General features: G+C 68.8%; 14 protein-coding genes. All 14 read right to left on the bottom strand.

Annotation, left to right across the window (positions count from 1 at the left end; all coding sequences use genetic code 11):
- Nucleotides 1-14: 14 nt before the first annotated feature.
- Nucleotides 15-1,475, bottom strand: a complete 1,461-nt coding sequence (locus AAFN88_RS04150) for a phage tail sheath C-terminal domain-containing protein (protein WP_347518410.1) — start codon at nt 1,473-1,475, stop codon at nt 15-17.
- Nucleotides 1,476-1,491: 16 nt separating this feature from the next.
- Nucleotides 1,492-2,232 carry an ABC transporter permease gene (locus tag AAFN88_RS04145; protein WP_347518408.1) on the bottom strand — a complete coding sequence of 247 codons (741 nt, stop codon included), beginning with the start codon at nt 2,230-2,232 and terminating at the stop codon, nt 1,492-1,494.
- A gap of 3 nt (nt 2,233-2,235) precedes the next feature.
- Nucleotides 2,236-2,922 carry an ABC transporter permease gene (locus AAFN88_RS04140; protein WP_347518406.1) on the bottom strand — a complete coding sequence of 229 codons (687 nt, stop codon included), beginning with the start codon at nt 2,920-2,922 and terminating at the stop codon, nt 2,236-2,238.
- A 92-nt stretch (nt 2,923-3,014) separates the two neighbouring features.
- The gene (locus tag AAFN88_RS04135) at nt 3,015-3,806 is read right to left on the bottom strand and encodes an ABC transporter substrate-binding protein (protein WP_347518404.1); all 792 of its coding nucleotides are present in this window, start codon (nt 3,804-3,806) and stop codon (nt 3,015-3,017) included.
- 64 nt (nt 3,807-3,870) lie between these two features.
- Nucleotides 3,871-4,659, bottom strand: coding sequence for an ATP-binding cassette domain-containing protein (locus AAFN88_RS04130; protein WP_347518402.1), 789 nt, complete (start codon nt 4,657-4,659; stop codon nt 3,871-3,873).
- Nucleotides 4,660-4,869: 210 nt separating this feature from the next.
- Nucleotides 4,870-6,078 (bottom strand): c-type cytochrome biogenesis protein CcmI, encoded by a 1,209-nt coding sequence (gene ccmI, locus AAFN88_RS04125; protein ID WP_347518400.1) that lies wholly within the window; start codon nt 6,076-6,078, stop codon nt 4,870-4,872.
- The gene (locus AAFN88_RS04120; protein ID WP_347518398.1) at nt 6,075-6,560 is read right to left on the bottom strand and encodes a cytochrome c-type biogenesis protein; all 486 of its coding nucleotides are present in this window, start codon (nt 6,558-6,560) and stop codon (nt 6,075-6,077) included. Before AAFN88_RS04120 ends, ccmI begins: the two co-directional genes overlap by 4 nt.
- On the bottom strand, nt 6,557-7,099 hold the full coding sequence (locus tag AAFN88_RS04115) for a DsbE family thiol:disulfide interchange protein (protein ID WP_347518396.1): 543 nt from the start codon (nt 7,097-7,099) through the stop codon (nt 6,557-6,559). The genes AAFN88_RS04120 and AAFN88_RS04115 overlap by 4 nt, the downstream gene beginning before the upstream one ends.
- Nucleotides 7,100-7,120: 21 nt before the next feature.
- Nucleotides 7,121-9,103, bottom strand: a complete 1,983-nt coding sequence (locus tag AAFN88_RS04110) for a heme lyase CcmF/NrfE family subunit (protein WP_347518395.1) — start codon at nt 9,101-9,103, stop codon at nt 7,121-7,123.
- A complete protein-coding gene (gene ccmE, locus AAFN88_RS04105; RefSeq protein WP_347518393.1) occupies nt 9,100-9,558 on the bottom strand; it encodes a cytochrome c maturation protein CcmE in 459 nt (152 codons plus the stop codon). Before ccmE ends, AAFN88_RS04110 begins: the two co-directional genes overlap by 4 nt.
- Complete coding sequence (gene ccmD, locus AAFN88_RS04100; RefSeq protein WP_347518392.1) at nt 9,555-9,812, bottom strand: heme exporter protein CcmD; 258 nt, start codon at nt 9,810-9,812, stop codon at nt 9,555-9,557. Before ccmD ends, ccmE begins: the two co-directional genes overlap by 4 nt.
- A gap of 162 nt (nt 9,813-9,974) precedes the next feature.
- Nucleotides 9,975-10,724 (bottom strand): heme ABC transporter permease, encoded by a 750-nt coding sequence (locus AAFN88_RS04095; protein ID WP_347518391.1) that lies wholly within the window; start codon nt 10,722-10,724, stop codon nt 9,975-9,977.
- Between the two features lie 138 nt (nt 10,725-10,862).
- Nucleotides 10,863-11,528, bottom strand: a complete 666-nt coding sequence (gene ccmB, locus AAFN88_RS04090; protein WP_347518389.1) for a heme exporter protein CcmB — start codon at nt 11,526-11,528, stop codon at nt 10,863-10,865.
- A 13-nt stretch (nt 11,529-11,541) separates the two neighbouring features.
- Nucleotides 11,542-12,183 (bottom strand): heme ABC exporter ATP-binding protein CcmA, encoded by a 642-nt coding sequence (ccmA, locus tag AAFN88_RS04085; RefSeq protein WP_347518387.1) that lies wholly within the window; start codon nt 12,181-12,183, stop codon nt 11,542-11,544.
- Nucleotides 12,184-12,330: the final 147 nt, after the last annotated feature.

The following is a 12,330-nucleotide window of genomic DNA, read 5'->3' as shown; positions in this document are numbered from 1 at the left end:
GCGGCCGGGCTTGCTCAGGGCGTGCGGATCTTGTGGGTGAAACGCAGGATGACGAACTCGGCCGGGCGCAGCGGCGCCACCCCGACCAGGACGATGAGGCGTCCCTTGTCGATATCGTCCTGGGTCATGGTCGCGCCCAGGCCCACGGCGACCGTGAAGGCCTCTTCCGGCTTGGCGCCCTGAAAGGCGCCTTGCCGCCAGAGCGCGTGGAGGAAGTTCTCGATCGAGGCTTTCAAACCGGCCCAGGTGGCGGGCTCGTTAGGCTCGAAAACCGCCCACTGGGTGCCCGCGTGGATCGACTGCTCGAGAAAGATGAAGAGACGGCGGACGTTGACGTAGCGGTACTCGTTGTCGTTGCCGGCCAGGGTGCGGGCGCCCCAGACCAGGGTGCCGCGCCCGGCGAACTTGCGGATCGCGTTGACCGACTTGCCGCCGGCGGGATCGACGTTCAGCGCCTCCTGGAAACCGTCGCTCACCGTCACCGCGGGGCCGCTCACTCCGGCCAGCGCGTCGTTGCCCGCCGGCGCCTTCCAGACGCCCCGCGTGGCGTCGGTGCGGGCGTAGAGGCCGGCGACCGCGCCCGACGGGGGCACCGTGGCATAGGCACGCTTCAGAAACCGCCGGACCGCGTCGTAAACCTCCGGCTCCCGCCTGGCGAGGGCGAGCCGGCGGTCGTCGAGAGGTCGTCCGGCGGCGGCGCCCCGCTGCCGCCGGCTCTCGCGGCCATCCTTGGCCACGGTGACGACCTCGAAGCGTTTCAGCATTACGCGGGCTTCGGTGGTGCGCAGCGGCAGACGGCTTTCCAGGTAGGGAAAATAAGCGGCGCCGAACTGCCTCTGCCGGCCTCCGCCAAGGCGGGCACGGAAATCGGCCTCGACCGCCGCCAGGTCGTCAGTGCCGCCCGGCAGGGCGCCCGGAACCTCGGCGACGGTGAAGCGGTCGCGCGTTTTGGCGCAGGCGTCCAGCGCCGCCTGCAACACCACCGCGTAGTCCGCCGCGTTCAGCTTCACCGCATCGGACAGGACCAATAGCGTCGGCCCCTTGATCTTCTTCAGCTCGGCAAGCGCGGCCAGGAAGTCGTCCGCGCTCGCCCGGCCGTAGCGCCCCAGGGAATAGACGAAACAGCGCCCACCACCGTTCCTGAAATAGAGCTGCAGCGCGTAGTTCATGAAGTGGCGCGGGACGCTGCGCCGGCGCGGCCAGTCGACCTCGACACCCAGCAGCCGGCCACGGGCGTCGACGCGCTTTTCCACGGTCAGCGTCACCGGATGGATCGGCGCCTCGCCGAAGTGCGCCTGGTAGTCGCGCAGCGCGGCGACCTCGACGGCGCTGCCGGTCAGGTCCTCCCTCTGCGGTCCCTGGGCCTTCTCGGTGTAGCCGATGAAGACGGGAACGGCGGTTTCCACCGGCACGATGGGCCGTGCCCCGCCGGGGACCTCTTCGACATAGACTCCCGGAGCGAGATATTCCGGCATCGGACACCTCCTCCCGTCAGGCTGCCTGGCGAAGCTTGCCTTTGTCCTTGGCCTTGCCGGAGACATCCTCGCGCGGGCGCAGGTGGGCGAACCAGCGCCGCTCCAGCAGCTTGAAGCCGCCGACGATAAGGAAAGTGAGGCAGAGGTAGAGCGCCGCCACCGACAGGAAGGCCTCGTAGGGGCTGAAGTAGCGCGAGTTGACGATGCGCGCCGCGCCGGTCAGATCGACGATGGTGATGACGCTGGCGATCGCCGAGCCGTGCAGCATGAAGATGACCTCGTTGGAGTAGGCGGGCAGGGCGCGGCGGAAGGCGCTGGGCAGGATGACCCGGGTGTAGGTCTGCGCCTTCGACATGCCGCAGGCGCGCGCCGCCTCGATCTCGCCGTAAGGCGTGCCGTCGATGGCGCCCTTGATGATCTCCGTGGTGTAGGCCGCCGTGTTGAGCGTGAAAGCAAAGAGCGCGTACCAGTAGGCGTCGCGCAGGAAGTCGACTTCGCGGCTGAGCTCGATCATGAACTGCAGCTGGCCCAGGCCGTAATAGATCAGGAACATCTGCACCAGCAGCGGCGTACCGCGGAAGAAGTAGGTGAAAGACCAGACCGGAAGATTCACCAGCGGATTGCTGGAGGTCCGCAGGATCGCCAAGGGAATCGCCATGGCCAGGCCGATCACCAGGGAAGCGGACACCAGCTTCACCGTCGTCACCAGCCCTTCCAGGTAGAGGTCGTAGTTCTCCAGGATCGGCCCGAAGTCCATGGCTCAGACCCTCCGCACGCCGACGCTGTAGCGTCTCTCGGCCCAACGCAGCCCCCAGATCGAGACGGTGGTGAAGGCCAGGAAGACGAAGGCCACGAAGAGATAGAAGACGAAGGGCTGGCGCGTCGAACCGCCGGCCTGCCCGGCACGGAACACCATCTCGTTCAGACCGATGACGGCGACCAGGGCGGTCGACTTCATCAGCACCAGCCAGTTGTTGCCGATGCCCGGCAGCGCGTGGCGCATCATCTGCGGTATCAGGATGCGCGAGAAGACCTGCACCCTGGTCATGCCGTAGGCGTAACCGGCCTCCAGCAGCCCGACGGGCACCGCCAGGAACGCGCCGCGGAAGGTCTCGCCCATATAGGCGCCGAAGATGAAGCCGATGGTGAGCGTTCCCGCGACGAAGGGATTGATGTCGATGTAATCCCAATCGAAGTAGGCGCCGATGGCGTTCACCGTCACCTGGCCTCCGAAGTAGATCAGCAGCATCATCACCAGGTCGGGCACACCGCGGATCACGGTAGTGTAGACGCTGGCGAGCGAGAGGGCGAGGCGCGACTTGGACAGCTTGGCCGCGGCGGTCACCAAGCCAAGCACGATGGCGATGAGCGCGGAGAGAATCGACACCGACACGGTGACCAGCGCTCCTTCGAGCAGGAACGGCAAGCGGGCGATCAGCTCGTCCATTGCTCTTCCACTTCCTCTCCCTCGCCAGAAAGAAAGACGCCACCGCCGGCGATACGACGGTGGCGTTCTCTCAAACGGACATCAAGGCTGCCTTAGCTGCCGTAGACGTCGAAATCGAAGTACTTGTCCTGAATGGCCTTGTACTTTCCGTTGGCGCGGATCGCCTCGATGGCCTGATTGAACATCTCGCGCAGGTCGTCTTCGCCCTTGCGCAGGGCGATGCCGGCGCCGTCGCCGAAGTACTTCGGATCGCTGAAGTCCGGCCCCACGAACTCGTAGGCCTTGCCGTCGTCGGTATCCAGGAAGCCGCCCTGGATGGCCACGGAGTCGGCCAGCAGCAGATCGAGGCGCCCGGCGACCATGTCGAGATAGGCCTCGTCCTGGGTGCCGTAGCGCTTCACCTCGACCTCGTCGCCGTAAACTTCGGTCACGAAGTTGTCGTGGATGGTGGCGCGCTGCACGCCCACGGTCTTGCCCTTCAGGCCGTCCTTGGTGATCTCGATGCTCGAGCCCTTCTTGCGCACGAACTTGGCCGGGGTGTTGTAGTACTTGTTGGTGAAGTCGACCTTTTCCTTACGCTCCGGCGTGATCGACATCGAAGCGACGATGGCGTCGTACTTGCGCGCCTGCAGCGCCGGAATGATGCCGTCCCAGTCCTGGGTCACCAGCTCGCACTCCACCTTCATCTGATCGCAGAGCGCGTTGGCGATGTCGATGTCGAAGCCGACCAGCTTGCCATCCGCCGTCACTTCGCTGAACGGGGGATAGGCGCCTTCGACGCCGATGCGAACCTTCTTCCATTCCTTGGCGTCGGCCTGGATCGCCCCCAGGGACGAGCCGATGGCCAAAGCGGCGACGAAGACCGCGGAGAAAATCTTTTTCACGAGTTGCCTCCATTTGCTTTTTCGATTTTGATTTTGTCCTGAACGGACGATGAAGGACAGCCGGTCATTTCAAGGTGCCCTCCAAGAACTGTCTGAAACGCGCCGAGCGCGGAGCGGTAAAGACCTCCTGCGGCGGCCCCTGCTCTTCGACGCGGCCTTCATGCAGGAAGACCGTCTCGCTGGAGACCTCGCGTGCGAAGCCCATTTCGTGCGTGACCACGATCATGGTGCGGCCTTCCTCCGCAAGACGGCGGATGACCCGCAGCACCTCGCCCACGAGTTCCGGGTCCAGGGCCGAGGTCGGTTCGTCGAACAGCATCACCGCCGGATCCATGGCCAGCGCGCGGGCGATGGCGACGCGCTGCTGCTGGCCGCCGGAAAGGTGCGCGGGATAGTAGTCGCGGCGGTCGTAGAGGCCGACCTTCTGCAGGATCTCGCCGGCGTAGTCGATCGCCTCGGCCTTGGGCCGCTTCAGCACGTGGACCGGCGCTTCGATGACGTTCTGCAGGACCGTCATATGGGACCAGAGATTGAAGCTCTGGAACACCATGGCCAGGCGCGCGCGGATGCGCCGGATCTGTTCGCGGTCCTCGGCCTCCAGCCCGCCGCCGTACTTGGCCGGCTTCAGGCGCAGTTCCTCCCCCGCGACGACGATGCGCCCGGCGTTGGGCCGCTCCAGCAGGTTGAGGCAGCGCAGGAAGGTGCTCTTGCCGGAGCCGGAGGAGCCCAGCATGGCGATGACGTCGCCTTCACGCGCGGTCAAGGAAACGCCCTTCAGAACCTCCAGGTCCCCGAAGGATTTGTGAATATTTTCCGCAACCAGTGCCGCCGTGGCGGCAGCCGACCCGGACAACTGGTCCGCTAACACCAAACCCTTAAACCCCCTGTGGGATGCGCCTATTGCTGGCGCTTTGGCCTCGACGGTACGGCAGGCCTTTCACGATGCCAAGGAAAAGGTGCCGTCCGGGCGCGGCCTGGCGGGCGCCAGGCCGGCGAAGCCTCGGCGATCGGCGGCGCAAGGCCGGAATTTCCCGCCCCGGTGCCGAAACCGCCCGCCGGCGCGCTAGGGCAGTTCCCGGCGCAGGCCTTCCAGGCGCTCGCTCAGCCCGGCGCGCTCGGGCGCCCCCTCCGGCAGGACGGCGATCTGGGCCTCCGCGGCGGCCAGCGCCTCCTTTGCCTCGTCGGGCTCACCCAGCACCAGGTGAGCACGGGCCAGGCGCAGCCATCCGTCCGCATCCGCCGGGTCCGCGGCCAGGCGATCGGCCAGGCGCGCGACCATGGCGCGAATGAATTGCTGGCGCTCCTCCACCGACATCTCCTGGGCCGCTTCCACGTCGGCGGCCGAGGGCCCGGGCGCGGCGCCGGCAGGCGGCGCTTCCTGCGGCCCCTGGGGCCGCGCGGCGAGGACCGGCGGCTCGATGCCCGCCTCCTGGGCCGCCTGAGCGACCTGTCGGCGCAGCAGGCCGAGCATCGGCGAGTCGGCCGGCAGGTCCTCGGCAAGCCCCTTCCAGACCCCTATGGCCCCCTCCAGCCGCCCGTCCTGCGCCATGGCGAGGCCGGCGTAGTAGCGCGCGCGGGCGTTGCCCGGGTCGGCCTCGATGGCGGCGGCGAAGGCGAGGCGCGCCGCCTGCCCGACGCGGCCCTTGTCCTGGGCGACGAGGCTCTCTCCCAGGGCGGCGTGCAGGGCGCCGGGCGCCGGCCCCTGCTTCTCGACCTCGGCGATGGCGGCGCGGTAGACCTCCGCCGCCTGGCCGAAGCGGCCGGTGCGGGCATAGACCTGGGCCAGGATCAGCCGGCTTTCGATGTCCTGCGGCACCGCTTCGATGCGCTCGAGCAGGCGCTTTTCCAGCAGCCCGACTTCGAGCGGGCCGCCGGGATCGCGCCCGGCCAGCGGCAGGCCCGGCAGGTCCGGCGTGCCGAGATGCAGGTAGAGACCAAGCCCGACCGCCGGTGGCAGGGCCACGATCAGCAGCACGGCCAGGCGGCGCCAGGTGGCACCGCTTGTCCCGCCATCGCGCCTTGCGGCGCCCCGGGAAGCGCCGTCCTCGGTCTGAAGCAGACGGCGCCCGATTTCCCGGCGCGCCGCTTCGGCCTCGTCCTTGTCGATCAATCCGCGTTCGAGGTCCTGCTCCAACTCGGCGAGCTGGTCGCGGTAGACCGTGCGGTCGTAGTCGGCCGCAGCCGGCGCGGCGGCGCCCTTGCGCAGCAGCGGCCACAGCAGCGCGACGACCAGCAACGCGGCCATCGCGGCGGCGAGGATCCAGAACATCATTCTTTAGTCGGGTCCTCTTCGTCGAGCAGGCGGGCGAGGCGCACTTCCTCCTCGGCGCTGAGGCGCGGCGGCTGCGCCGGCGCGGCGCGGAGCTGCCGGAAGTAGACGAAGACGCCCAGCGCGCCGAGCGCCAGCATCACGAAGGGGCCGAACCACAGCAGATAGGTGGTGGGCTTCATCGGCGGGCGCAGCAGCACGTAATCGCCGTAGCGCGCCACCAGGTAGTCGAGCACCTGCCGGTCGCTGTCGCCGGCGACCAGACGCTCGCGCACCAGCAAGCGCAGTTCGCGCGCGATCTCCGCATTGGAGGAATCGATGGACTCGTTCTGGCAGACGACGCAGCGGATCTCGGCGGAAAGGTCGCGGGCCCGCTGCTCCAGCACCGGATCGTCCAACACCTCGTCCGGCTCAACGGCCCCCGCGGCGCCCGCCAGCAGCAGCGGCAGAACGCACGCCAGCGTTTTCAGGAGGCCGTGCCTCATGAGCGCAGCTCCTCCAGCAGCGGCTTGACCTGACGCTCGATCACATCGGGCACCAGGGGGCCGCGGTGGTGATAGCGGATGCGCCCTTCGCGGTCGACGACGAAGGTCTCCGGCACGCCGGTCACGCCCCATTCCACGGCGGCGCGGCCGGGGTCGGCGCCGATACGGGTGTAGGGATTGCCCAACTCGGCCAGCCAGGCGGCGGCGTCCTCCGGCTTGTCGCGGTGGTTGATGCCGTAAAGCGGCACGCCGGTCTCCTCCGCCAGGTCGGTGAGGAAGGCGTGTTCGGCGCGGCAGGGCACGCACCAGGAGGCGAAGAAGTTCACCAGCACCACCTGGCCCTTGCCCAGATCGGCGGTGGCCAGACCCGGAACGCCGACCCCCGGCACCGCCGCGAGGTCGAAGCCGGGAGTCGGCCTGTCGATCATCACGGTGGGGATGTTCTTCGGATCGCGCTCCGGCCCCAAGCCCCAAAGGAAATAGCCGGCCACCACCAGGAAGATGAGCACGGGCAGCAGGAAAAGAAGACGCTTCGTCATGGAACGATGATCCGCCGTCGGTTACGCCGCGGCCGGGCGCGTGGTGGATTTGCTCTGGCGGCGCGGCGCGCCGACGCGCAGGCGCCGGTCGCTGAGCGAGATCAGCCCGCCGGCCATCAGGGCCAGGCAGCCGATCCAGATCCAGGGGACCAGCGGTTCGTGATAGACGCGCACCGTCCAGCCGCCCTGGCCGTCGGCGTCGCCGATCACCGCATAGAGATCGGCGAACAGGGTGGTGCGGATCGCGGCCTCCGTGGTCGGCATGGCCCTCACCTGATAGACGCGCTTCTCGGGAAACATCTGGGCGATCTCTTCGCCGCCGCGGGTCACCGTGAAGCGGGCGCGCTCGGCCTTGTAGTTGGGCCCGTCCAGCTTGCCGACGCCCTCGAAGAGCAGGCTGTAACCCGCGATCTCGATGCTTTCGCCGGGCCTGAGGTTGGTCACCACCTCCTGCTTCCAGACCGAGGAACCGATCATCCCGGCCATGGCGACGGCCAGGCCCGCGTGGGCCAGCGTCACGCCGTGGGCGGCGCGCGGCAGGCTGCGGGCGCGGCGCCAGGAGTCGCCCGGCCTCGCCCGGAACAGCTTGACCCTGTCGGCCCATTCCACTAGGGCGCCGAAGAACAGCCAGGCGGCGAGGCCCATGGCGGCCACCGCCAGGATCGGCCCGCCGCTCTCGAGGTACCAGGTCAGCCCCGCAACCAGCAGCGCCGCAAGCGCGGCCAGTTTCAGGCGCAGCAGCGCAGCGGCCAGGTCGGCGCGCTTCCAAGGCAGCATGGGGCCGATGGCCATGAGAAAAATCAGCGGCACCATGAGCGGCACGAAGGTGGCGTTGAAGAAAGGCGGGCCGACCGACACCTTGGAGCCGTCCAGCGCCTCCAGGAACAGCGGGTACAGCGTGCCCAGAAAGACCGCGGCGCAGGCGGCGGCGAGAAAGAGGTTGTTGATCACCATGCCGCCCTCGCGGCTGATCGGCGCGAAGAGGCCGCCGGCCTTGAGCGAGGGCGCGCGCAGGGCAAAGAGGGTGAGCGAACCGCCGATAGCGATGGCCAGGAGCAGCAGAATGAAGAAGCCGCGCTCGGGGTCGGTGGCGAAGGCGTGCACCGAGGTGATGACGCCGGAGCGCACGATGAAAGTGCCGATCAGCGACAGCGAGAAGGTGAGAATGGCCAGCAGGATGGTCCAGACCTTCAGCGCGTTGCGCTTCTCGACCACGATGGCGGAGTGCAGCAGCGCCGTGCCCAGCAGCCAGGGCATGAAGGAGACGTTCTCCACGGGATCCCAGAACCACCAGCCGCCCCAGCCCAGTTCGTAGTAAGCCCACCAGGAACCCAGCGCGATGCCGCCGGTGAGAAACGACCAGGCGAGCAGCGTCCAGGGCCGTACCCAGCGCGCCCAGGCGGCGTCCACCTTGCCCTCGATCAAGGCGGCGATGGCGAAGGAAAAGGCCAGGGAAAAGCCGACGTAGCCGGCGTAGAGCATGGGCGGATGGAAGGCCAGCCCCGGGTCCTGAAGCAGCGGGTTCAGATCCTCGCCGTCCAAGGGCGCCGGGAAGACGCGCTCGAAGGGGTTGGAGGTGAAGAGCGTGAAGGCCATGAAGCCGATGCCGATCCAGGCCTGCACGCCCAGGACCCGCGCCCGCAGGCTGGGCGGCAGGTTGCCGCCGAAGACCGCCACCGCCGAGCCGAAGAGCGCGAGGATCAGGATCCACAGGAGCATGGAGCCCTCGTGGTTGCCCCAAACGCCGGTGATCTTGTAGAGCAGCGGTTTCGCCGAGTGCGAGTTCTGCACCACGTTCAGGACGGAAAAGTCGGATGTGACGTAGGCATTGGTCAGCGCGCAGAAGGCGAAGACCACCAGGAAGAGCTGGGCGACGGCGGCGGGACCGGCGAGCGCCATCCAGGCGGCATGGCCGCGCGCCGCGCCGATCATCGGCAGGCTGCCCTGCACCAGAGCCGCGGCCAGGGCCAGGATCAGCGCGAAGTGCCCCAATTCGATGATCATTGGGCGCCCTCCGCCGTTTCACTGCCCTGCCACTGTCCGGACTCCTTCAGCGCGTCGACGACTTCGCGCGGCAGGTAGTTCTCGTCGTGCTTGGCCAGCACCTCGCGGGCCAGGAAGGTGCCGTCGGTCCCCATGTTGCCGACGGTGATCACGCCCTGCCCTTCGCGAAACAGGTCCGGCAGGATGCCCCGATAGCTGACCGGCACCGATTGGGCGCCGTCGGTGATCCGGAAGGTGACGCTGAGCCCGTCGGTGGACTTCAGCACCGTGCCCTCCTCCACCAGGCCGCCCAGGCGGATGCCGCGCTCGGGCGGCGGCGGCGAGGCGGCGATCTGGCTGGGGCTCTGGAAGAGGTCGAGATTGTCATCGAGGGCCGTCAGCACCAGGGCCGTGGCGCCGCCGAAGACCAGCAGCGCGGCGACGACGATATAGAGGCGGCGGCGCTTGCGGGTCATGGCCGGGCCTCCCGCGGGCCAGCGTCCGGCTGCGGCGACTGCTCCCGGGCGGCGGGTTCCTCCTGCGCGGGGCGCTGGCGGCGCTGACGCTGGGCGCCACGCGCCTCCAGCTCGGCCAGGCGGCGCTGCCGGCTGTGCAGTTGACGCAGGGTCGCGACCAGCAGGCCGGCCATGATCACCAGCGTCACGACCAGCGAGGGCCAGACGAAGGCGGCGTAGCCGCCCATATCCAAAAATGCCGTCGTTTCCTTCATCCCTCTCCCGTCCGGGACCTTCCCGGCCCTTCTCGCGGGGCGGCGCCGCCGTTGCCGGCGGCGGCCGTCGAGGCCCAAATCTAGGGGCTCGACCCCGCGGCGTCAGTCTCTATTCGCATGAGTGCGACCGAATCGCGCAGCTTCCTTCGTGGTTAGATCCCTCTAGCCCCGTGCCGTCTGTCCTTGAACCTCGGCCGCCTTCACCGTCGCCAGGTCGAGGGCGCGCAGGCGCGCGGCGATCAGTTCGCTCTTGATGCGCAGCAGAGCGATGGTGAGGTAGTAGAGCTTGAAGCCCACCGCGACGATCAGCAGCGGCCACAGCATCGAGGGGTGAATGGTCGGGCCGTCCAGGCGCATCACGCTGGCCGGCTGGTGCAGGGTCGACCACCAGTCGACCGAGAACTTGATGATCGGGATGTTCACCACCCCCACCAGGGCCAGGATCGCCGCCGCGCGGTAGCCGCGCTGGCTGTCCTCGAAGGCGTTCAGCAGCGCCATGTGGCCGAGGTAGAGGAAGAACAGGATCAGCATCGAGGTCAGGCGCCCGTCCCACTCCCACCAGGTGCCCCACATGGGCCGGCCCCAGAGCGAGCCCGTGACCAGGGTAAGGAAGGCGAAGCCGGCGCCGACCGGCGAGGAGGCCTTGGCCGCCAGGTCGGCCAGGGGATGGCGCCAGATCAGCGCCACGGCGCTGGCCACGGCGATGGCGACATAGATGAACATGGCCATCCAGGCCGAGGGCACGTGGACGTACATGATGCGCACGCTCTCGCCCTGCTGGTAGTCCGCCGGGGCCTCGAAGAGCGCCAGATAGAAGCCGACGCCCAGCGCCACCACCGCGCCGGCGGCGGCGAAAGGCAGGACGCGGTCGGCAAGGCGGGTGAAGCGCGCCGGATTTGCGAAGCGGTGCATAGCTGCTTTCCTAAAGGCCCCCTCTATTTAGTGCCTTGAGCCAAGTCATGCCAGCACTGGGAAACCGCGCGCGCGCCCTGAAAATCATCCCCAATAGGATTTTGATCCGGGACCGGGAGTTCGCCGGCTGTCCTGCGGCTACTCCACCGCCTGGCGGAGGGCGGCGGCCCCGGCCAGGGGGGTGATCACCAGCATGACCAGCAGCACCGCGCCGAGCAGCAGCAGGTGCGGGCGCGCCGTCAGCCCCAGCAGGGCCGCGTCCGTGGCCCCGACCCCGAAAATCAGCGCCGGGACATAAAGCGGCAGCACCAGCAGCGGGATCAGCACCCCGCCGCGCCGCGCCCCCAGGGTCAGCGCCGCGCCGACCGCGCCGACCAGGCTGAGGGTCGGCGTGCCGAGCAGCATGGCCAGCAGCAGCACGCCGAGGCCCGAGAGATCCATATTGAAGAGAATGGCGAGGAGCGGCGCCGCGGCGATCAGCGGCACACCGGTGGTCAGCCAGTGGGCCAGCACCTTGCCCAGCACGGCCAGTTCCAGCGGCAGGGGGGAGAGCAGCAGTTGTTCCAGGCTGCCGTCCTCGAAGTCGGCGAGGAAGAGGCGCTCCAGCGACAGCAGCACGGCGAGCAGCGCCACCACCCAGATGATGCCCGGGGCGATGCGCGCCAGCAGGTTGGGCTCCGGCCCGACGCCGAAGGGGAAGAGCGCCGCGGTGAGCACGAAGAACAGCACCGCCAGCCAGGCGTCGGCGCTCTGGCGCAGCGCCAGGCGCAGGTCGCGGGCGACGATGAGCGCCAAGCCCCTCATGATGACTTCTCCCTCACCATACCATCTCCGGCAAAGGCGGCGGCGCCAGGGCGTCCATGGAAAGACGGAGCGGTTCGGTGAGGTGCAGCGCCGTATGGGTCGCCACCACCACCCGGCCGCCGCCGGCGCGGTGCGCGGCGATGGCCTGGGCCAGGCGTTCCACCGAGGCGTGATCGAGACCGACCGAGGGTTCGTCCAGCAGCCAGAGGTCCGCGGGCGCGGCGACCAGGCGCGCCAGCGCCAGACGGCGGCGCTGGCCGGCGGAGAGCAGGCGGCCCGGCACGGCGGCCAGCTCGGTCAGGGCGAAACGCTCCAGCGCGTCGTCCAGGGCGGCTTCACCCCCCCTGAGATCGGCCCAGAACCGCAGGTTCTCGGTGACGTTCAGCACCGGCTTCACCGCGTCGAGATGGCCCAGGTAGTGCAGCCGCTCGGCATGCTCCTCCGGCGCCTCGGCGATCGCCCGGCCGCCCCACAGCAGTTCGCCGGCGGCCGGCTTCAGCAGGCCGCCCATGAGGCGCAGCAGGCTGGATTTGCCCGAGCCGTTGGGTCCGGTCAGCAGCAAGGCCCCGCCCGGCGGCAGATTGAAGGAGAGGTCGGCGAAGACATCGCGGCCGCCGCGCCGGCAGTGCAGGGATCGACCTTCGAAGTTCGCCATGAGGTGGGTGGACCGAAGTGGATGGGCCGCAGTGGTTGGATCGTCGGGAGGGTCCGCCGGCGGCCGCGGAGAGAGGCCGCAGGCGCACAGCAAACCGAGGCCAGGGGTATAGCAGATCGGCGGCGCGGCGCACCAGCCGCACGCGGC

This window comes from Pelagibius sp. CAU 1746 (genome assembly GCF_039839785.1).
GTDB lineage: Bacteria > Pseudomonadota > Alphaproteobacteria > Kiloniellales > Kiloniellaceae > Pelagibius.
Note: the sequence above shows the minus strand (reverse complement) of the source record. Positions and strands in the feature narration are given on the sequence as shown.